Raw genomic sequence first — 25,832 nt, forward strand, 5'->3', positions numbered from 1 at the left:
CCGGCCGACTGAGCCTCGGCCGGACCGGCGTCCGTCTTCCGCGCGGGCGGTGTCAGCAGCTGTTGGTGAGGAAGTCCTCGGTGGGGGCGAGCATGTGCTCGGCCCAGACCGTGTGCATCTGCACGTAGCTGTCGACGTTCAGCAGATCGGCGACCTGCTGCCCGGGCGACTCCTCCAGGTGCGCCTTGTTGACGTGGTTCAGCAGCACGCTGAGCGTGCTGTCGAGGATCGTGCCGCCGCCCTCGGTGGCGGGCTTGAGGATGCTCTCGATCCACACCGTGTGCAGTTTGACGTACGAGTCCAGCGCCAGCGCGTCCTGCACCTGCTGGCCCGGGGAGCGCTCCAGGTGGGCCGCGTTGAGGTGCTGGAGGATCGGCAGCAGCACGTTCTGGACGCTGGTGCACTGCTCGTCGCCGTCACCGGAACCACCACCGGACGTACCGCCCGAGGTGCCGCCCGACGTACCGCCGGTCGAACCACCGGAGGTGCCGCCGGACGTTCCGCCCGTACTGCCCCCCGAGGTACCGCCCGAGCTGCCACCGGAGCCGGATCCACCGGAGGAGCCACCGCTCGACCCGCCCGAGGACCCGCCGGACGAACCGCCCGACGAACCGCCGTCGTCCGCGGCGACGACCTTCACAGACGCCACCATGTCCGGGTGCACCGCGCAGTAGTACTCGTACGTACCGGTCGTGGTGAAGGTGTACGACCACGAGTCGCCCTGCTCCAGCGTGCCGGAGTCGAACTTCTTCGGGCCCTTGGTCGTGGTGACCGTGTGCGGCACGCTGTCGTGGTTGGTCCAGCGGACCGTCTCGCCGACCTCGACGACGAGTTGCTTCCCGTCGCCGAACTTGTTGTTCATGATGTCGACCTGGTGGTCCGGCGCCGCATCGGCCGCCGGCCGGGCCGCCGCCGCGGCAGCCGCGGGCGCCTGAGCCGCGCCCGCGTCCGCCGTGGAGGACGCCCCGGAGGCCGAACTGCCCGCGGCCGCCTGGAGCAGCCCCAGGCTGAGCACCGCGGTCAGCGCCGCGCCGAGTCCGGCGACCAGCAGACCCCGGTTGCCCGAGGGCGCCCGGCGGCGCGGCGCCGCGTCGCTCTCATTACGTTCTTTCAACACAACTCCTTTGATTTTCCTGGGAGTTCACTGGCCAGGATTGGTCGTGACCAGCAGACTCGTCACGGCGAGCACGACGAGGACGAGCCCCGTCTCGGCCGCGACCGAGTAACCGAAAGGCCGCACGGTGGCGGCGTCGCCGCGCAGCAGCACGGCGAGATCGAGGCGGGTACGGACCCACTGACGGCTGGCGAGGGCGACGAGCAGGACCACGCCGAGGACGCCCGTCTTGAGCAGCAGCAGATGTCCGTACGAGGTGTGCAGCAGGGCGTCGTACGACCCCACGACCTGCCACGCCAGCACCAGCCCGGCCACGACGATGCCCGCCACGCTGACCGCCGCCAGCCGTGAGTAGCCCGGCACGACCCGCGCGAGCTCCCCGGCCCGGCGCCGCGGCAGCACCGCCAGCGCGAGCATCACCAGCCCGCCGATCCACAGCGAGACACCGAGCAGATGCACCAGGTCGGCGAGCGCGCCCCAAGTGGGCTCACTACCTTCCGAGTTGTGGCCCGCCATGCCGGTCGCCCGCAGCAGCCCGAGGCAGACGGCGAGCGCGCCGACCCGCCAGCCGGGGGAGCGCGAGGTGCGGGGCCCGCCCTGGAGCAGCGCGCTCAGCACCACCGCCGCGAGCACCCACAGCAGCACCCGGGAGGCGAGCACGACGCCGGGCTCGGTGGTCAGGACGTCCGCGTACGTCTCGGCGCGCAGGGCGTCACGCAGTCCGCCGAGTGCGCCGTACGCGCCCTGGAGTCCGATGGCCGCCACCGACGTCAGCAGCCCGCACGTCCAGGCCAGTCCCAGCAGCGCCCGGGCCCGCGGCTCGTGGGCGCCGCGCGGCCACAGCAGCGTGACGAAGGCGAGGCCGCCGACGAACAGCGCCAGCGCGAGATAGCCGGCCCAGCGGGCGGCGACGAGGCCCTTGCGCACCAGGGGGGACGGGGCGGGCGCGGCCTCGTCGCCGCGGTCCTGGGCGGCGGGCGCGCCGATGCCGAAGTCCAGCCGTCCCGACGAGGCGTGTCCGTCCTCCTCGTCGACGACCGACCAGACGACGGCGAGGTCGCCGTCCGCCGGGTGCCCGAGGGCGGCCCGTACGGCCGTGCCCTTGTGCCCCGGCACGAGGGACACCGGAAGCCGGTCGCCGTCCAGGGTCATCACCCGCACCTCGGCCACGTCGACGGGCTCGTCGAAGGTGAGGATGAGCTGGTCGGGAGCCCGCCGCAGTTCGGCGCCGTTCGCGGGGCTGGAGGTGACCAGCTCGGTGTGCGCAAAGGCCTGGGCGGTGCCCGAGAGGACGTAGAGGAGCGGCGTGAGGGCGAGAAGCGCGAGGGTGCGGCGCAGGGTCATGGCGTCGCCTCCGGGGAGGGGCTGATGCCGCCGAGGAGGGACGGGAGCGGGGCGAGGCCGACGCAGGGGGAGACCTGCGGGGTCGGGGAGGCCTCGGCGCCGGGGGCGAGGAGACCGAGGACGGGCTCGGTGAGGCCGGTCAGGAGCGGTCCGGCGAGGCGGACCTCACCGTCCTCGCAGGTGGCGGCGGAGTCGGCGGGCGGGGTGGTGCCCGGCGCGGACGGGGAGGGGGAGGACGGGCGCCCGGAGTCGGAGGGGGCCGGGGAGGCGCCGTGGCCCGCGTGGCTCGCGCCGGTGCCGCCGGAGGCGCCGGTGTGGCCGGCGTGACCCGTGCCCGTGCCGCCGGGGTAGTAGACGCCGGTGACGGGCAGCGCCCCGGTTCCTGCCCCGCCTCCCGCGACCGCACCCGGGTCGTCGCCCGGGGCCTGCGGTGCGGCGGGTTCGCCCGGGGACGAGGGGGAGGTGGCCGTGGGCGGCGGGGCGGCGATCGCGTCGGAGGCGGTGGCGGGGGCGCCGATACCCGACGCGTAGCCCAGCACGACCACCACGGCGCCGACGAGCGCTCCCGCGACCAGTTCGTCACGGTGGTCCTGCGGCCACAGGGCCCGGCGGAACAGGGGCATGGTCACTCCTGGCATGGTCTGTTCAATCGGATGAACGCCGACCAGTGGAGTGGCACGCGAATTCCGCGCGACTACGCGTCAGTTAAGCGGTTGTTGCGGTGCCTCTCTTTCGGGGGGACCCCCGCTGTGAGACCGGGTGAGACCGCTGCTATTCCGTGCAATTGTAGCTGTGGAGAATTCGCGTGCGGTCATTTCCTTTCCTCCACGCTACTCGAATAGAATTCGCAGGCACGTGAGGATTTCGAGGAGATCGGCATATGCCTTTGCGTGGCCCACTGTGGGGGCCGGGCACGGGCGGCAACGGGCCCGCCCCCAGGGGGACGGGCCGTGCGGGCACAATTGTCCTGCCGGGAGGCCTCGCCTTTTCTCAGGCGGTCGGCCGCCCCATTGCCCGATAGCTCCAGCCGGCCTTGCGCCACACCGCCGGATCGAGCGCATTACGCCCGTCCAGAACGACCCGTGCCGCCGCGACTTCACCGAGTTCTTCCGCGTCCAGCTCGCGGAATTCCCGCCATTCCGTGAGATGCAGGACGACATCGGCGCCCCGCACCGCGTCGATCGCGGTGTCGGCATAGCCCAGGGTCGGGAAGAGGCGGCGGGCGTTGTCCATGCCCTTGGGGTCGTACACCGTGACCTGGCCGCCCTGGAGGTGGATCTGCCCGGCGACGTTCAGCGCGGGCGAGTCCCGTACGTCGTCCGAGTCCGGCTTGAAGGTGGCGCCGAGCACGGCGACGCGCTTGCCCAGGAAGGGGCCGCCGCCCAGCGCCTGCCGGGCGAGCTCCACCATCTGTCCGCGCTGGCGCATGTTGATCGAGTCGATCTCGCGCAGGAAGGTCAGCGCCTGGTCGGCGCCCAGCTCACCGGCCCGGGCCATGAAGGCGCGGATGTCCTTGGGCAGGCAGCCGCCGCCGAACCCGATCCCGGCCCGCAGGAACTTCCTGCCGATCCGGTCGTCGTACCCGATGGCCTCCGCGAGCTTGGCCACGTCGCCGTCGGCGGCCTCGCACACCTCCGCCATCGCGTTGATGAAGGAGATCTTGGTGGCGAGGAAGGAGTTGGCGGAAGTCTTCACCAGCTCGGCGGTGGGGAAGTCGGTGAGGACGAAGGGGGAGCCGTCGGCGACCGGCGTCGCGTACACCTCGCGCAGCAGCTTCTCGGCGCGCTCGCTGCGCACGCCGACCACGATCCGGTCCGGGTGCAGCGTGTCCTCGACGGCGAAGCCCTCGCGCAGGAACTCCGGGTTCCAGGCCAGCTCGGCGTCCTCGCCGGCCGGCGCGTGCTCGGCGAGGTAGGCGGCGAGGCGGTCGGCGGAGCCGACGGGGACGGTGGACTTGCCGACGACGAGCGCGGCGTTCCTCAGGTGCGGGGCGAGCGAGGCGAAGGCGGCGTCGACGTACGACATGTCACAGGCGTACTCGCCGTGCCGCTGAGGTGTGTTCACGCACACGAAGTGCACATCGCCGAACTCGCCGACCTCGGCCCAGTCCATGGTGAACCGCAGCCGCCCGGTGGACCCCTCGATGCCTGCCACATGCTTGCGCAGCAGTTCCTCCAGCCCCGGCTCGTACATCGGGACCTGGCCGCGCCGCAGCATCTCGATCTTCTCGGGCACGACATCCAGCCCCAGCACCTCGAAGCCGAGCTCGGCCATGGCCGCGGCGTGCGTCGCGCCGAGGTAACCGGTGCCGATCACGGTGATCTTGAGGGCCATGGGGACTCCAGAAAAGGGTATGGGGGAGGTGCGCGCCCGAGCATAGTCGGAGGGTCCGAAGGGCAATCTCCCCGCTGTCGCCAAGCTCACGTATCACTCCCGTGAGCCGCCCCCTAAAATTTGAGTTACTTAACGGTAATTAGCGTCGGCATCGCATGTGCTACCCAGCGTCCTTGGAGCGTGAGAGACCTTGGCCGGATCGGCTGACTTCGACCTGTACCGCCCGTCCGAGGAGCACGACATGCTCCGTGACGCCATCCGCTCGCTGGCCGAGGCGAAGATCGCGCCGTACGCCGCCGCGGTGGACGAGGAAGCCCGCTTCCCGCATGAGGCGCTGAAGGCGCTGGTCGCGGGCGACCTGCACGCGGTGCACGTGCCCGAGGAGTACGGCGGCGCGGGCGCGGACGCGCTGGCCACGGTGATCGTGATCGAGGAAGTGGCGCGCGTGTGCGCGAGCTCCTCCCTCATCCCGGCCGTGAACAAGCTCGGCTCCCTGCCCGTGATCCTCTCCGGCTCCGAGGAGCTGAAGAAGAAGTACATGACCCCGCTCGCCAAGGGCGACGGCATGTTCTCCTACTGCCTCTCCGAGCCCGACGCCGGTTCGGACGCGGCCGGCATGAAGACGAAGGCCGTCCGCGACGGCGACCACTACGTCCTGAACGGCGTGAAGCGCTGGATCACCAACGCGGGCGAGTCCGAGTACTACACGGTGATGGCGGTGACCGACCCCACGAAGCGCTCGAAGGGCATCTCGGCCTTCGTCGTGGAGAAGTCGGACGAGGGCGTCTCCTTCGGCGCCCCCGAGAAGAAGCTCGGCATCAAGGGCTCCCCGACCCGTGAGGTCTACCTGGACAACGTTCGCATCCCGGCGGACCGCATGATCGGCGAGGAGGGCACCGGCTTCGCCACCGCGATGAAGACGCTGGACCACACCCGCATCACCATCGCGGCGCAGGCGCTGGGCATCGCCCAGGGAGCGCTGGACTACGCCAAGGGCTACGTCCAGGAGCGCAAGCAGTTCGGCAAGGCGATCGCCGACTTCCAGGGCATCCAGTTCATGCTCGCCGACATGTCCATGAAGATCTCGGCCGCCCGCGCCCTGACGTACCAGGCGGCGGCCGCCTCGCAGCGCGTCGACGCCGACCTCACCTACCTGGGCGCCGCCGCCAAGTGCTTCGCCTCGGACGTGGCCATGGAGGTCACCACGGACGCCGTCCAGCTCCTCGGCGGATACGGCTACACCCGTGACTACCCGGTGGAGCGGATGATGCGCGACGCCAAGATCACGCAGATCTACGAGGGCACGAACCAGGTCCAGCGGATCGTGATGGCGCGGAACCTGCCGTAACGCGCGTCCTGCCGCGACGAAGGTGATCGGATCGGCGAAAGCCCCGGTCCGGCCGTGCAGGCCGGGCCGGGGCTTCGTCGTCGGAGGGCGTACTCCCCGAGATCCCCGAGATCCCCGAGGTCTCCGGGGCTCAGTCCTCGAACCCCTCCGCCGCCCGCTTCTCCCGCAGCTCCACGATCGCCCGCCGCCGCGCCAGCCGGTGCGTCCGGCGGATCTGGGCCTCCTGGTTGCGTCGCCTGTCGCGCTCGGACTCCGCTATCACCGGCGGGACCCGGCGCGGCTTGCCGTCGGCGTCCACCGCCGCGAAGACCAGGTAGGCCGAGCCGACCTGGGTGGGCGGGGCCGATTCGTTCCAGCGCTCGGCCAGGACCCGTACGCCGACCTCCATCGAGGTCCGGCCGGTCCAGTTGACCTGGGCCTTCACATGGACGAGGTCGCCGACGCGGACCGGCTCCAGGAAGGCCATCTCGTCCATGGACGCGGTGACGGCGGGACCGCCGCTGTGCCGGCCGGCCACCGCGCCCGCCGCGTCGTCGACGAGTTTCATGATCACCCCGCCGTGCACCGTCCCCAGAAGGTTGGTGTCGTTGTGGGTCATGATGTGGCTGAGGGTGGTGCGGGACGCGGAGGTCGGCTTGCCCGGGATCTCCGGAGTGCCCGACTGCGCGGCGGTGACCTGGTCTGTCATGGCCTCCACCTTATGCCGACCCGACATTCGCGGACTTTGTGTTGGCTTCGCAACAGCCGTGCCTCTATTTTCCCCCGAACCTTGTAAGGCACCCGGCCCTGCCCTGCACACTGGGGCGCATGAATGACTGGCCCGGTGGATGGTCCGACGACAATCGCGGCAACCGCTACGGACGCGGCAGCTCGAGCGCACAGCCCGAGGGCGCGCGCGTGATGCGGCAGGTCCGCCGTGGCCCGGCGGCCCCGCCCGGCCAGGGCTACGGCGGGGTGCCGCAGCAGCCGTCGTACGTGAACGGCCAGGGCCACGGCGGCTACGGCGACGACGACGGGTACGACAGCGGCTACAACACCGGGCAGGTCTACGGCGGCTCCGGCGGCCCGGACGGCCCCGGCGGCAGAGGGACGCGCGAGCCGCGTCCCGCGCCGAACTGGCGGCGCCGGATCAAGGTCACCTCGATCACGGTCGTGACGCTGCTGGTCGTGACGAGCGTCGCCACCTACTTCTGGGCCGACGGCAAGCTCAACCGCGAGGTCGACCTGTCCAAGGTCATCGACCGGCCGGAGGCGGGCGAGGGCACGAACTACCTGATCGTCGGCTCCGACAGCCGTGAGGGCATGTCGGCCGAGGAGAAGAAGGAACTGCACACCGGGTCCGCCGAGGGCAAGCGCACGGACTCGATGATGATCCTGCACACGGGCAGCAACGGCCCGACGCTGATCTCGCTGCCGCGTGACTCGAACGTGGAGATACCGACGTTCGTGGGCTCCGATTCCGGCAAGACGTACCAGGGCACGGGCCGGCAGGTGAAGCTGAACGCCGCGTACGCCGAGGACGGCCCCGAACTGCTGGTCCGCACCGTGGAGTCCAACACCGGGCTGCACATCGACCACTACGTCGAGATCGGCTTCGCGGGCTTCGCGAACATCGTGGACTCGGTCGGCGGCGTCGAGATCGACATCCCGCAGGACATCAAGGACTCCAAGTCCGGCGCGGACTTCAAGAAGGGCAAGCAGACCCTGAACGGCGAGGAGGCCCTCGCCTTCGTCCGCACCCGGTACGCGCTGGCCGGCTCCGACCTGGACCGTACGAAGAACCAGCAGAAGTTCCTGTCCGCCCTGGCCAACCAGGTCGCGACCCCGGGCACGGTCCTCAACCCCTTCAAGCTGTACCCGACCATGGGCGCCGGACTGGACTCGCTGATCGTCGACAAGGACATGGGCCTGTGGGACCTGGCGTCCATGTTCTGGGCGATGAAGGGCGTCAGCGGCGGCGAGGGCAAGTCGATGAACATGCCGATCTCGGGCAACTCCGCGAACGGCAACCTCCAGTGGGACACCGCGAAGGTGAAGACACTGGTGGAGCAGCTGAAGAACGACGAGACGGTGACCGTCTCCAGCAACTGAGCACCGACCAGAGCATCGAGGGCACCCGGGTTCCGGGTGCCCTCGACTGCGTCAGGCGGTCGTCACATCGTGGCGCCCGCCATCGCGCGACAGGTGCTCGCGCAGCGGCGACACGCCTCGGCGCAACGCATCATCTGCGGATCGTCCGGCATGGACATACACGCCTCGGCGCACATCTCGCAGGCCTTGGCGCACATCGCGCACATCTCGGGCGACATGGGCGAGCGGCGCATCATCATGTCCGCGCACATGCGGGTCGTCTCGGCGCAGTCCATGAGCGCCCGCATGATCTGCATCTGGGCCTGGCCGCCCATCTGCATGCAGGAGCTCATGGTCTCCTCGCAGATGCCGTGGCAGGTCATGCACGCGTCGACGCAGTCCTGCATCTCCTTGCTCATGGCAGACATGGTTCCGGGCTGGGTCATGGCTCCTCCTGGGGGTGCGGGAGCCCGGGAGCGGGCCCCGTGCCCTTCCGTCCTACGCCCGCCCATCGCGCCGCGCCATCGGGCGGACACGAACAATTCACACCAGATGCCGCACGAGCCAACGTGCCCGGCATTCCGTCGGAGGCCGCCGCAGGGGGCCATTGAGGTTATGGCCGCCGCCCATTCCGCGATTCAGCCGACTCCGGTGCCTCGGGCGCCTCGGGTCCGGGGCGTGCCTGCTACGAGCACCCCGCCTCGTCCCCCCGCACCACGATGGACTGCCCCTGCGTCGGGTCCTCCGCCCGTACCTTCCGGACCTTCTTGAAGTCCGACCCCACGATCACCTTGAGCGTCGGCCCCAGCCCCTTCACCGGCCGCAGTTCGCTGCCCGGCAGCGCGGCCGCCAGTGACTTCGCCGAGCGGTCCCAGCCGGGGTCGTGGGCGACGACCGTGCGCTTCACCGCGCGGGCCGTCGCGGTCACCGGGCGCTCCGTCGTGCGGAACCCGGTCGCCGCCAGTGCCGCGTCGACGCGCTTGCCCAGGTCGTTCTCCCTCGTGCCGTTCTCCACCTGGACGTGGATCTGCTGCGGGGCGACCTCCACCGGGACCGCCTTGCGCTTCGGCCGGTGCGCGGACAGCGGCTTGTCCTCGCGCAGGGCCCGGAAGAGGCGTTCGGCCTGGGCGGTGTCCCACTTCACCGTGGAGCCGATGCCCTTGACGGTGTAGCCGAGCTGCCCGATCGGCACGGTCGTGAACTCCGACGACGACGGCGAGAAGTTCCGCATCGCCCGCCCGAGGTCGAGCAGCTCGCCCGTGCCGAAGCCCTTGTCGGCCCGCACCGAGCCCAGCACGGAGCGCGTCACGTCCCGGAACCGCATCGGGTTCAGCAGGATCCCGGACGACGTCGCCCGCTCGATCAGCGCCGCCATGAACCGCTGCTGGCGGTGCACCCGGCCCAGGTCGGCGTCGCTGTCGACATGCCGCGCGCGGACGTACTGCAACGCCTCGCCGCCCATCAGCCGGTGCCGGCCGGCCGGCAGGTCCAGCCCGGTGTAGGAGTCCTTCAGGGGCTCGGCGGTGCAGATCTGCACGCCGCCGACCACGTCCACCGTCTTCATGAAGCTGGTGAAGTCGACCTCCAGATAGTGGTCGATCTTGACGTGGGTCATGTGCTCGACCGTGCGCACGGTGAGGTTCGGACCGCCCTCCGCGTACGCCGCGTTGATCTTGATGGGATGGGCCTTGCGCCCCTCACCGGCGGGCACCTCGGCGTACGAGTCGCGCGGCAGGCTCACCACGCTCGCCCGCTCCCGGTCCTCCGAGATGTGCACGATCATGATCGTGTCGGTGCAGTGGCAGGGGGCGCCGCCGAGGCGGTACTTGCGCCGCTCCTCCGCACTGATGCGGTCGCGGCCGTCCGTGCCGACGAGCAGGACGTTCATGCCGTGCCCGGCCTGCGGCCGGTTCTTCATGTCCTTGAACGGGTCCACGCGCGCGATCTTCGCGTCCAGGCTGGTGACCACCGCATGCCCGATCCCGGCCGAGGCGAGGACCACGACCGACAGCGTGGTCACCGCCCGCATGGCCCACCGTGGCCGCCTCCGCCTTCGTGGCGCGACCGGCCGTGCCCCGCCACGGGACGGCTGCCGGCTGCGCTGCGGCGGGGCGGAAGAGCGGCGGGGCGGCGTGGGCATGGGGGGATACCTCCGCTGGGGTTGCCCTGGGGGCCGTACGTGGGATCCGTGAGCACCGTAGGCCCATACGATCTGCTGCCCGGGGCAGCGACCCCGGCGGGGCGCACCGCTGTCCCCCGTTCGCGGTAACGTGAGCCCCCTATGAACGCCAATCCCGACGTGCAGCTCCCCGCCGTGTCCGTGATCATGCCCGTCCTCAACGAGGAGCGGCATCTGCGCGGAGCCGTCCAAGCGATCCTCGCGCAGGAGTACGCCGGCGAGATGGAGGTCGTGATCGCCCTCGGTCCGTCCACGGACCGTACGGACGAGATCGCCGCCGAGCTCGTGCGAGAGGACCCTCGCGTCCACACCGTCCCGAACCCCACCGGCCGCACCCCCGCCGCCCTCAACGCCGCGATCAAGGCCTCCCGGCACCCGATCGTCGTCCGCGTCGACGGCCACGGCATCCTCTCGCCGAACTACATCGCCACCGCCGTACGGCTCCTGGCGGAGACCGGCGCGCAGAACGTCGGCGGCATCATGCACGCCGAGGGCGAGAACGACTGGGAGCACGCGGTCGCCGCCGCGATGACCTCGAAGATCGGGGTCGGCAACGCGGCCTTCCACACCGGCGGCGCGGCACAGCAGGCCGAGACCGTCTACCTCGGTGTCTTCCGGCGCGAGGCGCTGGAGCAACAGGGCGGCTACAACGAGGAGTTCATCCGCGCCCAGGACTGGGAGCTCAACTTCCGGATCAGGGAGGCGGGCGGGCTCATCTGGTTCTCGCCCGAGCTGAAGGTGTCGTACCGCCCGAGGCCGTCGGTGAAGGCCCTCGCCAAGCAGTACAAGGACTACGGCCGCTGGCGCCACGTCGTCGCCCGCTACCACGCCGGCTCCATCAACCTGCGCTACCTCGCCCCGCCGACAGCGGTGTGCGCGATCGCGGCGGGCCTCGTGGCGGGCGCCCTGGTGACCCCGTGGGCCCTGGTGATCCCCGGCGGCTACCTGGCGGCCATCACCGCCGGCTCGCTCCCGGCCGGCAAGGGCCTCCCGCTGAAGGCCCGCCTCCAGATCCCGGTCGCCCTCGCGACCATGCACATGTCCTGGGGCTACGGCTTCCTGACCAGCCCGCGCTCGCTGGCGAAGAAGGTCATCGCCTCCCGCCGCCCGGTGAACCCGGTCACCACGTGAATCCCGGGTTCACCTTCATGCATGCCTTGGTGTCGGAGGCGTTCAGTGCCTCCGCCGTGTCCGGCGTCTTGTCGTCCTCCTTCGGCGCCTTGTACGCCGTACCCTTGCGCCAGTCGGCGCCGACGACGAGCGTGACGCCCGAGACGTCCGTGGACTTCTTCACGGCGCTGGTGGGGATGCCGAGGGCCTTGGCGACCCGCTGGGCGTCGCCCTCCAGGTCGGCGCTCGGATAGCGCACCAGCGTCGTGTCCTCGACCGGCGTGGTCGAGGCGTCCGCCACGGCCTGGGTGAAGCCCTTGTCGACGAGCAGCCCGGCGATGGTGGTCGCGCGGCCGGAGGCCGGGGCGAGGGTGTCGGTGCGGGTGCCGTTCTGCACCTGCACGGCGATCGCGTCGTCCGCCGCGGCGGGATCGGTGGAGGTCTTCTCCTCGGCGGGCTTCTTCTTGTCCTTGCCGTCGAGGGCGATGTCGTCACGCACCAGCCGGAACAGCTTGGCCGCGTCCTCCGTCGGCACCACCCGGCCGGTCTGGATCGTGTCGTACTCGTTCGGCATCGTCGTCATGGTGATCCGCGACGTCGGCACCTTCTTGAGCTCGCCCGCCAGGTCGTACAGCTTCGCGACCGTGCCGAGGCCCGGGTCGACGGTGAGTGCCTCGGTGGCCGCCTCGGCGAGCGCGCGCAGCTTGCCCGGGTTGCTCAGCTTGGCGCTCTTGCGCAGCTCGCGGACCATCGAGTTCATGTACTGGTGCTGCGCCTTGGCGCGGGCCAGGTCGCTGCCGTCCTCGAAGCCGTACCGGGTGCGCAGCCACTGGAGGGCCTGCTCGCCCTTGACGTACGTCGTGCCCTTCTCCAGCTTCAGCCCGGAGCCGTGGCCCTCGCTGTCCTTGGATTTGATGTTGGCGTTCACGCAGACCGGGACGCCGCCGATCGCGTCCGCCATCGACACCACACCGGAGAAGTCGATCATCATGAAGTGGTCGATGTGGATGTCGGTCAGCTTCTCCCACGTCGCCACCGAGCACCCCGGTCCGCCGCGGCCGAGCGACCGGTTCGTCATCTCGCGCTCGCGGGCCTCGTAGACGTCCCCGCTGTCCGGGTCCGTGCACTTGGGGATGTCGACCAGCGTGTCGCGCGGCATGCTCACCACCGACATGTTGCTGCGGTCGGCGGAGACGTGCAGCAGCATCTGCACGTCGGCGAGCGGGACGCCGCCGAACGTCTCCTTGGCGCCGCCGAGCTTCTGGTTCTCCTTGCTGTCCCGGGCGTCCGAGCCGATCAGCAGGATGTTCATCGGCGTCTGCCCGGCCGCGTTCGCCTCGGTCCTGGCGGCGCGGTCCTTCGCGTCGCCGAGGTTGAGATCGTCCTTCTTCAGGTTGCCGTTCAGGTGCTGGTAGTAGAGATACCCGGCACCCGCGGTGCCCAGTATCACCACCGCCAGAACCGTCGCCGACCAGCGCAGCGCACGCCGTCTGCGGCGCCTGCCGTCGGCACCCCGGCCGCCTCTGCGACCCCCGCCACCGTGCCGGCCGCCCTGGTCGGCCGGCGTGTCCTGGTCGGCCTGCGGGGTGAGGGACATGGTGTCCTCCACCGCGGGGGCCTCCCCCTGCACACTGCTCTGCGCCAACTCTCTGCCCTTCCCCACCCTTAGCCCGACACGGCTTCGCTCCGCCCCGGACCTCCCTGTCCGGTGCGCAGTGCACCCTGTCGGACCACTCTGTCCGGCACCGGTTCGCAACCTTTCAGACCCCTGTGGGCCCGAACCGGGTTGGCCACGTGTCGGCAAAATCCACGCCCGGTACGGCCGTGCGCCGTGCCCGGCCGACGCCGGCCGGCACACCGGTGTCGTGTGTCAGACCAACGAGCGTCCGGCACAGTTGCGTTCCCCGCGGCAGATTTCGTGCGCCGCGGATTGCGCGTGCCGTGGACGTCGTGACGGGAGCGGGCTCGCCTCACCCCAAGTCGGAGGCGAGACAGGCCCGTTGGGCCGCTACTGCGCGCACTCGACCTTGTCGGCCGTGGACTTCTCCACGTCGGGCGCCTTCGTCGGAGCCGTGAGCGACACGCCCGCGCCCTTGAAGTCCTTGCCCAGCGTCAGTGTCATCGTGGGCAGGCCCTGGGAGTTGGTCACGCTCTTGCCGGGCTTCATCGCGGAACCGGAGAGCCCCATGATCGCGGCGAGCCGGCGAGCCTGGTCCGCCTGGTCCGGCGCGTACTCGAGCGTCGTCTTCGACAGCGTCGCCGGAGCGTTGCCCGCGTTCTCGGACTTTTCCACGCCCTCCTCGGTCTGCAGCCAGGAGAGGGTCTCCTGGGCGCTGCCCGCGGGGGCCCCGCCGTTGAAGACCTGCACCCGCACCTCGGAGGCGTCGGCCTTGGTGCCCTTCAGCCGGGCGGCCACGGCGGCGGCTTCCTTCTTCTTCTGCTGCTTGACCTCGGTGAAGGAGACGTCGTTCTGGATCGCCTCGAAGACCTGCGGAGCCGTCGTCTCGTTGAGCACGACGGTCGCCTTCACCTTCTCCGCCGGGTTGTCGATCACCGGAATCGTGGTGAAGGTCAGGTTCTTGGTGTTGAGCTTGCCCAGCTCCAGACCGAGGTCCTTCAGCTTGTCGATGCTGTCGAGGTTGCTGTCGACGGTCAGCGCCTCGGTGCCCGCCTCGGCCAGCTTGATCATCTTGGTCGGGCTGGTGAGCGTGTCGTTGGACTTCAGCTTGCGCATCAGCGCGCTGAGGAACTGCTGCTGGAGCCCGATCCGGCTCAGGTCGCCGCCGAAGCCGACGGAGTGCCGGGTGCGGACGAAGGCCAGTGCCTGCTCGCCCGCGATGACGTGCTTGCCCTCCGACAGCTTGAGGTGGGAGTCCGGGTCGTCGATGTCCTTGGCCAGGCACACCTCGACGCCGCCGACCGCCGTCGTCAGTGTCTTCACCGCGTTGAAGTCGGCCACCATGAAGTTGTCCGGCTTGATCCCGGTCAGCTCGGTGACCGTACGCATGGTGCAGCTGGGCGTACGGCCCTCCTGGCCGAGGCTGGTGTTGAAGCGGACGCCGGTCTCGCCCGGGATGACCTTCTGGGTGCCGTCCTCCTGCGCGGTCTGGCAGTCCGGGATGTCGACGATGAGGTCGCGCGGGATGCTGAGCGCGGTCGCGTTCGAGCGGTCCTTGGAGACGTGCAGCAGGATCGTGGTGTCGGCGTGCCCGGCGCTGCCCGAGTCGCCGTACTTCTCGTTGCCCGCGCCCGTGCGCTTGTCCGTGCCGATGAGCAGGATGTTGATGGCCTTGTCCTTCGAGAAGCCACCGGTGCTCGCGCCGTCGTCGGAGACGGACTGGATGTTGTCGTTGAGGTGCTCGAGATAGAGGTACCCGCCCACCGCGGCGGCGACCACCACGAACGCCGTCACACCGCCGGTCCAGAGCAGGGCCTTCTTCGCCTTGCTCTTCTTCGCCGGCCGGCGGCCGCGCCGCCCTGCCGACGGCTCCTCGGGCGCGCCTCGGCGCCTGCGCTGCGAGGGGACCTCACGGCCGGGCGCGGTGCGGTCCGGGCGGGGCTCGCGGCCCTCACGGTCCGGGGCGGCGGTCCGGTTGCGTACGGCACCCCGGGCACCTCCGGCGGCCGCCGCGTTCCCGGCGCTCGGGCCGGCCGCGCGTGCGGCGGCGCCGGCCCGGGACGCGGATCTGCGGGGCCCCGGCACCGACGATTGCGGAGCGGAAGGGGTCAGTCGCAGTTCGTATTCACCGGTGTTCGGATTGAGCACCCACTGGTCTGCGGGGTCGATGTCGTCCGCCCGCCCACGGCCTTGCGCGTCCACGGTTGTCTGAATCCTCCGTCGGGGCCACGCGGCGCCTACCCCCTCCAAGGCGCTCGGGTCTCGGTCAAACAGTGCGCAAGCCTAACTACGGCCGGGTGCACCGGATCGCTCACACTATCCGCCCAGTTCAGCGTCGGGCGACGACGGTGACAAATTCCACTTCCCTACAACTGGGCAATCCGTCGCATTTCTTTGAACTGGGGTTCGCCGACTTGGTGAGCGCTTTACCTACAGGGCTTCTCGGCGGCGGTGTTGCCGCGGAAGGTGGGTGTCGGGGAGGCGGGGTCGGCGGGGTCGTTCGACTGGCCGCTACTGGACTTTCGGCCGTCATTATGCGAACTCCTGTGCGAAGAATCGCGTGGAGGGTCCTGGGATGTTTCGGGTGAATTCACGACTTTCACCGGGGCGTCGATCCGCAGCCGCTCGAAGAGACGCTCCGCTTCCGGCTCCACGAGTTGGTCGCGATTGGCGTTGTGTATGTACGACTCCCGGGGGACCGTGAGAAATTGCACGCGTTCGGTGGGGATGTCGCGGACCCCGCGGGCGAGTTCGTACAAACCGCGCAAACTGGCCAGGGCTGGGTCGGTGGTGAGGGAGGATGTGGCGGCGTCCAGGACGGGGTAGAGCCTGACCGGATTGAGCAGGACGTCGTTGCTCTGCACCTTGTGCACGAGCGCCGCGAGGAAGCGCTGCTGGCGCTCCATGCGGTCGGTGTCGCTGCCGTTGCCGAGGGATTTGCGGGCACGGACGTAACCGAGCGCCTGCTCCCCGTCGAGTGTCACCTTCCCGGCCGGGAGCCGCAGTTTGGCGGCCTTGTCGTTGATGGGCTCGGCGAGGCAGATCTCGACGCCGTCGACGGCGTCGACCATCTCCTTGAAACCGTGGAAGTCGACGACCATGTGGTGGTCGACACGGATGTTGGTGAGCCGCTCCACGGTGCGGATCGTGCAGGCCGAGCCGCCCTTCTGGAAGGCGTAGTTGAACATCGCGAACATGGGCTCGGTGCGGCTGCCGTCGCGGCGGCGGCAGCCGGGGACGTCCACCATCAGGTCGCGGGGTATCGAGACCGCGGTGGCGCTGCGGCGCTCGGCGGAGAGGTGCAGCAGGATGGTGGTGTCGGACCGCTCGGTCCCGGAGTCGCGTCCGTAGCGCCGGTTCGCCTGGCCCGCTCGCGAGTCCGACCCGATGAGCAGGATGTTCTGGGCGTCGCGCACGAGTGAGGTGGGGCGCTCCTTCTCGTACCGGGCCAGTTCGGCGGCGGCGGCCTCGTCGGGCGTGATGTTCGAGTCGAGCTTGGCGTACACGGCCCACCCGGCGCCGCCGGCGGCGACGAGCACCAGCGCGACGCCGAGCGCTCCGCGCCGCGCCCACCGCCGTACGGGGCCCCTTCTGCTGCGCGCGCGTGCGGTGTCGGTCACGGCTGGGTCCACCCCTCAGTGCGAGCTGCGTGTGGTGTGGGCTGCTGTTACGACCATGGCGTGGATGGCGGGCGGGGGGAGGGTGGTGGGGGGCTGAACGGGTGACGGATGCTGCCGGCGGGTGGGTGGGATGCCTGCGGCGCCTGTGCGGGTTCGGTGGGGGTGCGTGTAGCGCGGTTCGGTGGGGTTGTGGGTCGGGGCCGCGTCGGGGGGTGTCCGTCCTCGGTCCGGTGGGCTGGCCTTGCGCGAGAGGTGCCGTGTCTTGACGCCGGACTCTGCGGGCGGACACCCCCCCGACGCGGCCCCTTGCCGCCGTACGCGGCCGCCGGGCCCGTGGGGGTGCGCGCCGTCCAGGGCGCAGGGCGTACGGCCACTTCTTCGGCGCCGGGTCCGGCATCTCCAGCCCGTCCGGCGTTTGAGGACGAGGCCCCTTCAGGGCCGAAGCGGGGTCTGGGGCGGCAGCCCCAGTGGGGTGGGACAGCGCCGGGCAACCCGGCATGGGTACGGCGCCGGAGGCTACCGCGCTGTGGTGGTCACGCGTTCGCTGTCGATGCGCTTGGCCAGGGCGTCCTCGGTCAGGGAGTCGAGGTGGCGGCACAGGACGACCGAGCCGTCGGTCGCCAGGGCGGCGTACAGCCCGGCGTTGAGGCCCTCCCAGGTGTCGTACGGCAGGGCCGAGAGGATCCGTGAGCCGGGGCCCGTGAGGCCCAGTCCCGTCGCCTCGGCTCGGGCGCGCTCGACGACCTCGGCGCCGCTGAACTCCCGGCCGGCCACGATGAGGGCCGGGTCCTCGGGGTCGATCGGGGCGTACGGGGCGAAACGGTCGCCCTGGCTCGGCACTTCCACGGCGTAGTCGGCGAATCCGGCCGGCGGCTGCGGGAAGCGGCCGCCCAGTGGCCGTAGGGCCAGCGCGATCCGCTCGCCGCGGCACGTCTGCGCGGCTTCCAGGCTGTCCGGGCCGCTCACGACCACGTCGGCCGCCGCCGGGTCCCCGCCCACGTCCGCGATCGCGCCCACCGACGAACACGCCAGCAGCCACACCGCCGTCTGCCAGTGCGCGGGCAGCAGCAGGGTGACCCGGTCGCCCGGACCGGCGCCGAGGTCGCCCTGGAGCAGATTCGCGGTCTTGGCCACCCAATTGGCGAAGGTGGCCACGGACAATTCGACGCGTTCCCCGGTGGCGTCGTCGTAGAAGGTCACCAGGGGGCGTCCGGGATCCGCGGCGAGCGCGGAACGCAGCAGGTCGGCAGGGGTGCGATCGGTGGCGTTCACCCGCGCAAGCGTACGCGGGCGGGCGGGTGCGCACCCCCGGGTGGGGGCAGCCGCCCGCCACCGGTTCGGACGTATCGCGGGTCGACGCTTCGTCAGTTCCCCGTTGGACAGGTTTGTATGACTATGTCCAACATCAGGGGTATGCGTCGATTCCTTGCTTCCTCGATCGGTGTCACGTGCGCGGCCGCTCTCGCTCTCCCGCTCACCCCATCCGCCGCCGCCACGGCCGCGAGACCGGTGCTCGGAGCGGAAGTGGCCACAAGCGGGAGGACGGTGGCCGGCCCGCCGGTGCGTCAGGAGGGCGCGGAGCCGTCCGTCCCCGGCAGCACCCAGTCCCTTCCCCTCGCCGCCCTCACCGGTGACCGCGATGTCGGCGACCCCGCCGAATGGGGGCTCTCCCCCCGGGGCGTACGGCACTTCTCCCTCGTCGGCGTCACCTGGGACACCCCCGACAACGAACTGCACGGCCGCGTCCAGGTCCGTACCCGAGCGGTCGGGACGGGTGCCTGGTCCGGCTGGCAGGACCTCGATACGCACAACAGCGCACACGCGGCCGACCCGGGCACCGACGAGCCCACCTCGGGCCGGGTGCGCGGCTCCACGGCGCCGTTGTGGGTCGGGGAGTCGGACGGTGTGGAAGTGCGGGTCACGGCGGAGACCGGGCCCCGGCCGACCGACGGACCCGAGGGCGAGGACGGGGTCCGGGGCGGCGACGACTCGGCGGCCCACCCTGAGGCCGCCACGCTCCCCGCGGGCCTTCGCCTCGAACTCGTCGACCCCGGTGAGCCCGCCCCGGAGAAGGCCGACACCGCCGGCGCCACCCGCCCCGGCTCACTGAACCCCGAGACCGTCGAGACCGCCGAGGTCCTCGTCGCCTCCGGTGCCAACGCCGAACTCGCCCCCGTCGGTGCCGCCGAGATCCCGGCGCTCGGCCGGGCCGCGACCGAACGGGAGCTGATGGCCCTGCGCGGCAACGAGCTGACCGAGGCACAGCGGGCGAAGCCCTACATCGGGCCGCGGCCGCGCATCGTCACGCGGCGCGGCTGGGGCGCGAACGAAGGATGGCGGGAGCGGCAGTTCGTGTACACGAAGAAGGTCAAGGCGGCCTTCGTGCACCACACGGCGACCGGCAGCAAGTACTCGTGTTCGCAGGCCCCCTCGCTCATTCGCGGTATCTACCGCTACCACGTCGCGAGCATGGGCTGGCGCGATGTCGGCTACAACTTCCTCGTCGACAAGTGCGGAAACATCTACGAGGGGCGCGCCGGGGGAGTGGCGAAGGCCGTCCTGGGCGCCCACACCCTCGGTTTCAACTCCAACAGCATGGGGATCGCCGTCCTCGGCAGCTACGGCGCCACCAAGCCGACCAAGGCCTCGGTGAAGGCCGTGGCCCGCCTCACCGCCTGGAAGCTGGGCCTTTACGGCGCCAATCCGCGCGGAAAGACATACCTGACGTCCGGCGGTGGCAATCTCTACCGAAAGGGAAAGAACGTACGACTGAACGTGATCTCCGGCCATCGGGACGGCTACTCCACGGAGTGCCCCGGACGGCAGCTCTACCGCAAGCTCGGCTCGGCCCGCGCCTCGGCGGCCCGTTACCAGGGTCGCTGAGCCGACACGGAACCGCGGAGTACCGCACTGCCGTCGAGGGGGCCGTACAACGGTCTGCATACACTGGCCGGTCGAAAGACAGTTCGGCCGGTCCCGGCAGGAAGCAGAGACGACAGGTGACAGAAGCGATCCTCCTGGTCGGCGGCAAGGGCACTCGGCTGCGCCCGCTCACCGTGCACACGCCGAAGCCCATGGTCCCGGCGGCCGGGGTTCCGTTCCTCACGCACCAGTTGGCGAGAGCGAGAGCGGCGGGCGTCGACCACATCGTCCTGGCGACGTCGTACCTGGCCGAGGTCTTCGAGCCGTACTTCGGCGACGGCTCGGCCCTCGGTCTCCACCTGGAGTACGTGACGGAGGAGGAGCCCCTCGGCACGGGCGGCGCGATCCGCAACGTGGCCTCCCGGCTCCACTCCGGCCCCGACGACCCGGTCCTGATCTTCAACGGCGACATCCTGACCGGCCTGGACATCAGGGCCCTGGTCCGCACGCACGAGACGACGGGCGCGGACGTCTCCCTCCACCTCACCAAGGTGACGGACCCGAGGGCGTACGGCCTGGTCCCCACGGACGACACGGGCCGGGTGACGGCGTTCCTGGAGAAGCCGCAGACCCCCGAGGAGATCGTCACCGACCAGATCAACGCGGGGGCGTACGTCTTCCGCCGCTCGGTCATCGACACGATCCCGGCGGGCCGCCCGGTCTCGGTGGAACGCGAGACCTTCCCGGACCTCCTCTCGGCCGGAGCCCACCTCCAGGGCATGGTCGACTCGACCTACTGGCTGGACCTGGGCACGCCCGCGGCGTTCGTCCGGGGCTCGGCGGACCTGGTCCTGGGCCGGGCCCCGTCCCCCGCGGTCCCCGGCCGCTGCGGCGACCGCCTGATCCTCCCCACGGCCCGGGTGGCCCCCGACGCCAAGCTGACCGGCGGCACCGTGGTGGGCGAGGGCGCCTTCGTGGCCGAGGGCGCCCGCGTCTTCGGCAGCACCATCCTCCCGGGCGCCGTCATCGAACCGGGCGCCATCATCACCGACTCCCTCATCGGCACTCGGGCCCGCGTGGGCGAACGCTCCGTCCTCACCGGCACCGTCATCGGCGACGGCGCGGTGATCGGCGCCGACAACGAGCTGATGGAGGGCGTACGGGTGTGGTGCGACGCACGGATCCCTGCGGGGGCGGTGCGCTTCTCACCGGACCAGTAGGACATCTTCAGCCCGTCCGGCGTTTGAGGACGAGGCCCTGCGGGCCGAAGCGGGGGTCCAGGGGGCGGCAGCCCCTTGGCGGGGTCGAAGGGGCGGAGCCCCTTCAAGGGATGGGACGGGTAGGGGCGGCGGGGGCGAGGAAACCCTGGCGCCCCCGCGGCGGCCCCCTCACAACCGCCCGATATCCCCCCGCGGCATCCGCGGAGCCCGCCGCGCCGGCACCCGCCCACTCAACAGAATCAACCGAGCCGCCCGATGCCGCTGCCCCGCATACGGCTCCAGCAACTCCAGCATCACGGAGTCGTCCGCATCCCGATCCCCCGCCAACGCGAACCCCACGATCCCCGGCAGATGCAGATCCCCCACCGTCACCGCATCCGCCGCCCCATGACTCCGCTGCACAACCTCCGCCGACGTCCACGGCCCGATCCCCGGCACCACCTCCAACCGAGCCTGCGCCTGAGCCGGAGGCATCCGCACCGCCTCCTCCAGCCGCGCGGCAACCCGCACGGCCCGCAGAATCGTGGACGCCCGCTTGTTGTCGACCCCGGCCCGATGCCACTCCCAGGACGGAATCAGCCGCCAGGCCGCCGCATCCGGCATCACGCACATCCGCCCGGGCGCGGGCCCCGGCGCCGGCTCCCCGAACTTCCGCACCAGCAACCGCCACGCCCGATACGCCTCATCGGTCGTGACCTTCTGCTCCAGAATCGACGGAATCAACGACTCCAGCACCAGCCCGGTCCGCGTCAGCCGCAGCCCCGGCCGCCGATGCCGGGTCACCGCCAACAGCCGATGCCGCGGCACGAAGGCGGACGGCTCGTCAGCGGCCCCGAGCAGCTCCGGCAACTGCTCCAGCAGCCAGTCGGCCCCCGGCCCCCATGCCTCGCCCCGCACCTCGTCACCCCGCCCGGTGAGCCGCAGAGTCCCGGCCCCGGCAGGCGTACGGCAGGCCCGCCACACGGACCCGTCCGGCATCGCCCGGAACGTCGGATCCCCCGGCCCCCGCTTCAGCGGCCCCAGCACCAGCCCGAGATCGAGCGGCCCGTCCGGCACCACCGTCCGCACCTTCCCCGGCGCGGCAGCCTGCCGCGGCACACCCGCGGGTACGGCGACATGCCCACCGCGCACGGTCGTACGCGTGGGCCGCGGAGCGAAACGTCCTGCCACGAGTGAGGTCCTAGGAGTGCCGGAGGGGTTTGCGTGAACACCGGAGCGAGCGGTCCTACGAGCGTAGGCCCTGCGCGACCCGCGTCAGCGAACCTCGATGAAAGCCCCCGCATCCCGCTGTGCCCGAGCCCGCGGCCGCTCCGCCGGATGACCGACCGCCACCGCCCCCATCGGATCCCAGTCCGCCGGCAGCCCGAGTGCCTCCCGCACGACCTCACGGCAGAACATCGTCGACGACACCCAGGCCGAGCCCAGCCGCTCCCCGGCCAGCGCGACCAGGAAGTTCTGCACCCCGGCGCCGGTCGCGACGACGAACATCTCCCGCTCGGCACCGTCCCGCCGCACGTCGCCGTACGTGTGCGAACCGTCCATGACCAGGCAGGGCACCACCAGATACGGCGCGTTGCGCAGCACGTCCCCGCGCCGCACCCGCTTGGCGATCGACTCCTCGCTCTTGCCGTCCCTCCGCAGATCGGCGATCCACGCGTCCCGCATGGCGTCGAGCAGCCGCGTCCGCGACTCCTCCGACTCCAGCAGCACGAACCGCCACGGCGTGGTGTGATGCGGCGCCGGAGCGGTGACAGCCGCCGCGACCGCCCGTCGTACGGCCCCGGGGTCGACGGGCTCGTCCGTGAAGGCCCGTACGGTACGCCGCTGGGTGACCGCCTCCCGTACGGCCTCCGACGTCCCCAGCCGGAACATGTCGTCACGCGCGTCGCGCACCAGGGGGCGCGCACCCGTCCCGTGGTCCTCGGCCACCGTGTGGGCCAGCCCGCGCACGACGGCGACGGGCAGTCCGGCGGCCTTGCCCTTGACGAGGTCACCGGCGGCGGCCAGCTCGTCCGCGGTCGCCACGACGGTCGCGCTGAGCGGATTGCCGTACGCGTCCGTGCCCCCGCGCAGATCGTCGAGTACGCGGATGCCGGCGGCGCCGATCGCGACATCGGTGAGCCCGGCGCGCCAGGGGCGCCCGAAGGTGTCGGTGACGACGACGCCGACCTCGACGCCGAGGGCGTCCCGCAGCCCGTCCCGGATCGCCCGCGCGGACGCGTCCGGATCCTCGGGCAGCAACAGCACGGTCCCGGCGGGGGTGTTCGAGGCGTCCACCCCGGCGGCGGCCATCACCAGGCCCTGCCGGTTCTCGACGATACGGAGAGGGCCGCGGCGCGCCACGACCCGTACGGTCTCCGCGTCGATCGCGGCCTCCCGGTCGGCCGCCTCGACGATCCGCCCCTCCGCCTTGGACACGATCTTCGAGGTGACGAGGAGGACGTCCCCGTCGACGAGGCCGGGTGCGGCGGTGGCGATCAGCTTGGCGAGGTCGTCGCCCCGCCGGACCTCGGGAATCCCGGAGACGGCCCAGACCCGGTAGCCGTCGGCAGACACCTCGCTCAAGCCCCCCGCACCTCCTCCGCCAGCGTCAGCGCCTCCCGGGCCATCCGCGCGGTCGCGTCGAGGTCGGTCATCATCAGCGGTACGGCGCGGCAGCGGATCCCCGCCGACTCGACCTGCTCCACGCAAGCCGCGTCCACGGTGTCGACGAGCCAGCCGTCGAGGAGTCCGGAGCCGTAGTGCTCGGCGACCGCGGAGGCCGTCGACTCCACGCCGACCGCCGCGAGCACCTTGTCGGCCATCCCGCGCACGGGCGCGTCCCCGACGATGGGGGACAGGCCCACCACCGGGACGCCGGCTTCGGCGATCGCCTCGCGGATGCCGGGGACGGCGAGGATCGTGCCGACCGAGACGACCGGGTTGGACGGCGGGAAGAGGATGACGTCGGCTTCGGCGATCGCCTCCAGGACGCCCGGCGCCGGCTTGGCCTGCTCAGCGCCGACCGGCACGATCGCCTCGGCCGGCACCGAGGCGCGCAGCCGCACCCAGTACTCCTGGAAGTGGACCGCCTTGCGTTCGCCGTCCACCTCGACCGCGACATGCGTCTCGACGCGGTCGTCGGTCATGGGGATGAGCCGGACTCCCGGCTTCCAGCGGTCGCAGAGCGCCTCCGTCACCGCGCTCAGCGGGTATCCGGCGCCGATCATCTGCGTCCGCACGATGTGCGTGGCGAAGTCCCGGTCGCCGAGCCCGAACCACTCCGGCCCCACGCCGTACGCCGCGAGCTCGTCCTTGAGATGGAAGGTCTCGTCGGCCCGGCCCCAGCCCTGCTCCTCGTTGATGCCGCCGCCGAGCGTGTACATCACCGTGTCGAGGTCGGGGCAGACCTTCAGCCCGAAGAGGTGGATGTCGTCCCCGGTGTTGCCGATGACCGTGATGTCCGCGTCCGGCGCGGCCTGCTTCAGACCGCGCAGGAACCGGGCACCACCGATGCCGCCTGCCAGAACCACAATGCGCATGGAAGCAGTCTCGCAGGCGGGTACGACAACGCGTCAGGCAGTCACCGGACGCGGCTCGGGACGCGCCGCGCAGGCCGAAGCCGTGTGCATGGGCATCTCGGTCAGGCCCGGGTAGTACACGTGCAGGCTCACCGCCGGCTCCAGCGCGTCGTTGACCACCTCGTGTGTGTACCCCGGTGCGAACACCCGCTGAGCGCCGGCCTCCAGCACGCGCGTGCCGCGTTCCGTGCGCTCGGTCAGCGTGCCGTCCAGAACCGTCAGGACACCGGAGGACCGGCCGTGGTCGTGCAGGCCGCTGCCCTGTCCGGGCACCCACGACAGCAGCCACACCTCGTAGCCCGGGCCCGTGTGCAGCCGGTGGTACCAGCGCGTGGTCGCGTCGTACCGGACGAGGTGCTCCCACTGCGACCGGTCGTCGGCGATGGAGCGCGCCAGGCCGACGAACTCGGCGACGGTGGCCGGGTGCTCGCGGGGTGTCTGGAGGAGGTGCGGGACTTCGAGGAGGTCGCCCGCGATCTGGAGGTCGCTGTCGCTGTTCATGGGGTGCGTGGTTCCTCAGTGAAGGAAGGTCAGAGGGAACGAGAGCCGAGGGACGGGTGGCTCGGCCTACAGCTGGAGCAGGTGTGGCTCAACAGCTGGGACAGCAACAGCTACAGCGAGCGCGGGCAGCACCGTGGGACCCGGCGGTGCGGGTCGAGGTGGGTGCCGAGTTCGCGAGCATGCCCACAAGGACATCGGTTTGCACCTCAGGTGTCAACTCGGCGCCCGTTATGTGGGACATGTTTCACCTCATCCGGTTCATCTCTGTGGCGAAAGGTTTGTTCATGGGTTAGTCGGGACACATGGCGCACAACCGGGCGCATGAGCGTCGTTGTGATCCTGTGATCCGACTGTGATCCGGTTCGCTTCCGCGCGCGTGTGCAACGAGATCGAACTTCTGGGCGTCCTTTTCCGTACAGGCTCTGAACGGGGTCGGGCACCCTCCCGGGCCTCGTCTGCTTGTCAAGGTTTATGCCGATTTGAACACTTTCCGCTAGCCTTGGTTCCGCAGAGTGAATAAGGGGCTCAATAGCAGATCTCGGCTTGACTCGCCCGGAGCAGCACACTTGTAATTTCACTCGTGTCGTTCAGCCGGAATCGGTAACGGCTACATCACGGGGACGCGAAAGACAGACGAGGGGCGCACATGACCGAGCTGGTGCAGCAACTGCTGGTCGACGACGCGGACGAGGAACTCGGCTGGCAGGAGCGCGCGCTGTGCGCCCAGACCGATCCCGAGTCGTTCTTCCCCGAGAAGGGCGGCTCCACCCGCGAGGCCAAGAAGGTCTGCCTCGCCTGTGAGGTCCGCTCCGAGTGCCTTGAGTACGCCCTCGCCAACGACGAACGATTCGGCATCTGGGGCGGTCTGTCCGAACGTGAGCGCCGACGCCTGAAGAAGGCGGCCGTCTGAGCGGCGCGCCGGGCCGCCCGGCCGTCGCAGGCCGAGCGGCAG

21 protein-coding genes are annotated in these 25,832 nt (G+C 70.9%); 6 read left to right on the plus strand and 15 right to left on the minus strand.

The features are described 5' to 3' along the window. Positions 1 to 52: 52 nt before the first annotated feature. The 4 genes from ACFU95_RS30760 to ACFU95_RS30775 all read right to left on the minus strand — a co-directional run bounded on the left by ACFU95_RS30760 (position 53) and on the right by ACFU95_RS30775 (position 4,792). Positions 53 to 1,114 (minus strand): plastocyanin/azurin family copper-binding protein, encoded by a 1,062-nt coding sequence (locus tag ACFU95_RS30760; RefSeq protein ID WP_383833941.1) that lies wholly within the window; start codon positions 1,112 to 1,114, stop codon positions 53 to 55. Positions 1,115 to 1,141: 27 nt separating this feature from the next. After that, positions 1,142 to 2,458, minus strand: coding sequence for a copper resistance CopC/CopD family protein (locus ACFU95_RS30765; RefSeq protein ID WP_383833944.1), 1,317 nt, complete (start codon positions 2,456 to 2,458; stop codon positions 1,142 to 1,144). Next, on the minus strand, positions 2,455 to 3,081 hold the full coding sequence (locus ACFU95_RS30770; protein WP_383833947.1) for a hypothetical protein: 627 nt from the start codon (positions 3,079 to 3,081) through the stop codon (positions 2,455 to 2,457). The genes ACFU95_RS30765 and ACFU95_RS30770 overlap by 4 nt, the downstream gene beginning before the upstream one ends. Positions 3,082 to 3,448: 367 nt before the next feature. Next, on the minus strand, positions 3,449 to 4,792 hold the full coding sequence (locus ACFU95_RS30775; protein ID WP_383833950.1) for a UDP-glucose dehydrogenase family protein: 1,344 nt from the start codon (positions 4,790 to 4,792) through the stop codon (positions 3,449 to 3,451). A gap of 190 nt (positions 4,793 to 4,982) precedes the next feature. Here ACFU95_RS30775 and ACFU95_RS30780 point away from each other — a divergent pair, with 190 nt between their 5' ends. Beyond that, positions 4,983 to 6,140, plus strand: coding sequence for an acyl-CoA dehydrogenase family protein (locus ACFU95_RS30780; RefSeq protein ID WP_383833953.1), 1,158 nt, complete (start codon positions 4,983 to 4,985; stop codon positions 6,138 to 6,140). A 130-nt stretch (positions 6,141 to 6,270) separates the two neighbouring features. Here ACFU95_RS30780 and ACFU95_RS30785 read toward each other — a convergent pair whose 3' ends face one another. Continuing rightward, positions 6,271 to 6,828 (minus strand): acyl-CoA thioesterase, encoded by a 558-nt coding sequence (locus tag ACFU95_RS30785; RefSeq protein WP_383833956.1) that lies wholly within the window; start codon positions 6,826 to 6,828, stop codon positions 6,271 to 6,273. 119 nt (positions 6,829 to 6,947) lie between these two features. Here ACFU95_RS30785 and ACFU95_RS30790 point away from each other — a divergent pair, with 119 nt between their 5' ends. Further along, on the plus strand, positions 6,948 to 8,231 hold the full coding sequence (locus ACFU95_RS30790; RefSeq protein ID WP_383833959.1) for an LCP family protein: 1,284 nt from the start codon (positions 6,948 to 6,950) through the stop codon (positions 8,229 to 8,231). A gap of 62 nt (positions 8,232 to 8,293) precedes the next feature. On the opposite strand, the gene ACFU95_RS30795 is transcribed toward ACFU95_RS30790, so the two are convergent. Both ACFU95_RS30795 and ACFU95_RS30800 read right to left on the minus strand, forming a co-directional pair. Continuing rightward, positions 8,294 to 8,656 carry a four-helix bundle copper-binding protein gene (locus ACFU95_RS30795; protein WP_383833962.1) on the minus strand — a complete coding sequence of 121 codons (363 nt, stop codon included), beginning with the start codon at positions 8,654 to 8,656 and terminating at the stop codon, positions 8,294 to 8,296. A gap of 239 nt (positions 8,657 to 8,895) precedes the next feature. Next, the gene (locus tag ACFU95_RS30800) at positions 8,896 to 10,350 is read right to left on the minus strand and encodes an LCP family protein (protein ID WP_383833965.1); all 1,455 of its coding nucleotides are present in this window, start codon (positions 10,348 to 10,350) and stop codon (positions 8,896 to 8,898) included. 141 nt (positions 10,351 to 10,491) lie between these two features. Between ACFU95_RS30800 and ACFU95_RS30805 the strand changes: the two genes are divergently transcribed. Next, positions 10,492 to 11,520, plus strand: a complete 1,029-nt coding sequence (locus ACFU95_RS30805) for a glycosyltransferase family 2 protein (protein ID WP_383833968.1) — start codon at positions 10,492 to 10,494, stop codon at positions 11,518 to 11,520. Here the strand turns inward: ACFU95_RS30805 and ACFU95_RS30810 are convergent. The 4 genes from ACFU95_RS30810 to ACFU95_RS30825 form a co-directional block, all read right to left on the minus strand. Beyond that, positions 11,510 to 13,096, minus strand: coding sequence for an LCP family protein (locus tag ACFU95_RS30810; protein WP_383834039.1), 1,587 nt, complete (start codon positions 13,094 to 13,096; stop codon positions 11,510 to 11,512). The genes ACFU95_RS30805 and ACFU95_RS30810 overlap by 11 nt on opposite strands. Before the next feature lie 411 nt (positions 13,097 to 13,507). After that, positions 13,508 to 15,319 carry an LCP family protein gene (locus ACFU95_RS30815; RefSeq protein WP_383833971.1) on the minus strand — a complete coding sequence of 604 codons (1,812 nt, stop codon included), beginning with the start codon at positions 15,317 to 15,319 and terminating at the stop codon, positions 13,508 to 13,510. A 224-nt stretch (positions 15,320 to 15,543) separates the two neighbouring features. Next, positions 15,544 to 16,737 carry an LCP family protein gene (locus tag ACFU95_RS30820; protein ID WP_383833974.1) on the minus strand — a complete coding sequence of 398 codons (1,194 nt, stop codon included), beginning with the start codon at positions 16,735 to 16,737 and terminating at the stop codon, positions 15,544 to 15,546. Between the two features lie 516 nt (positions 16,738 to 17,253). Further along, positions 17,254 to 18,009, minus strand: coding sequence for a TIGR03089 family protein (locus ACFU95_RS30825; RefSeq protein WP_383833977.1), 756 nt, complete (start codon positions 18,007 to 18,009; stop codon positions 17,254 to 17,256). A 123-nt stretch (positions 18,010 to 18,132) separates the two neighbouring features. Here ACFU95_RS30825 and ACFU95_RS30830 point away from each other — a divergent pair, with 123 nt between their 5' ends. Then, positions 18,133 to 19,620 carry an N-acetylmuramoyl-L-alanine amidase gene (locus tag ACFU95_RS30830; RefSeq protein WP_383833979.1) on the plus strand — a complete coding sequence of 496 codons (1,488 nt, stop codon included), beginning with the start codon at positions 18,133 to 18,135 and terminating at the stop codon, positions 19,618 to 19,620. Positions 19,621 to 19,736: 116 nt separating this feature from the next. Then, a complete protein-coding gene (locus tag ACFU95_RS30835; protein WP_383833982.1) occupies positions 19,737 to 20,819 on the plus strand; it encodes a sugar phosphate nucleotidyltransferase in 1,083 nt (360 codons plus the stop codon). A gap of 168 nt (positions 20,820 to 20,987) precedes the next feature. Here the strand turns inward: ACFU95_RS30835 and ACFU95_RS30840 are convergent, their stop codons facing one another. From ACFU95_RS30840 to ACFU95_RS30855, 4 genes are all read right to left on the minus strand, one after another. Then, positions 20,988 to 21,989: a DNA-3-methyladenine glycosylase family protein gene (locus ACFU95_RS30840; RefSeq protein WP_383833984.1), complete on the minus strand. Its 1,002-nt coding sequence runs from the start codon at positions 21,987 to 21,989 to the stop codon at positions 20,988 to 20,990. A gap of 84 nt (positions 21,990 to 22,073) precedes the next feature. Beyond that, a complete protein-coding gene (locus tag ACFU95_RS30845) occupies positions 22,074 to 23,384 on the minus strand; it encodes a coenzyme F420-0:L-glutamate ligase (RefSeq protein WP_383833987.1) in 1,311 nt (436 codons plus the stop codon). Continuing rightward, complete coding sequence (gene cofD / locus ACFU95_RS30850; RefSeq protein WP_383833990.1) at positions 23,381 to 24,340, minus strand: 2-phospho-L-lactate transferase; 960 nt, start codon at positions 24,338 to 24,340, stop codon at positions 23,381 to 23,383. The genes ACFU95_RS30845 and cofD overlap by 4 nt, the downstream gene beginning before the upstream one ends. Positions 24,341 to 24,373: 33 nt before the next feature. Continuing rightward, entirely contained in the window at positions 24,374 to 24,880 is a 507-nt protein-coding gene (locus tag ACFU95_RS30855; protein WP_383833993.1) for a cysteine dioxygenase, read from the minus strand. 646 nt (positions 24,881 to 25,526) lie between these two features. Here ACFU95_RS30855 and ACFU95_RS30860 point away from each other — a divergent pair. Further along, the gene (locus ACFU95_RS30860; protein ID WP_003975777.1) at positions 25,527 to 25,790 is read left to right on the plus strand and encodes a WhiB family transcriptional regulator; all 264 of its coding nucleotides are present in this window, start codon (positions 25,527 to 25,529) and stop codon (positions 25,788 to 25,790) included. The last annotated feature ends 42 nt before the right edge of the window (positions 25,791 to 25,832 follow it).

This window comes from Streptomyces sp. NPDC057623 (genome assembly GCF_042800355.1).
In the GTDB taxonomy this organism is placed as follows: Bacteria; Actinomycetota; Actinomycetes; order Streptomycetales; family Streptomycetaceae; genus Streptomyces.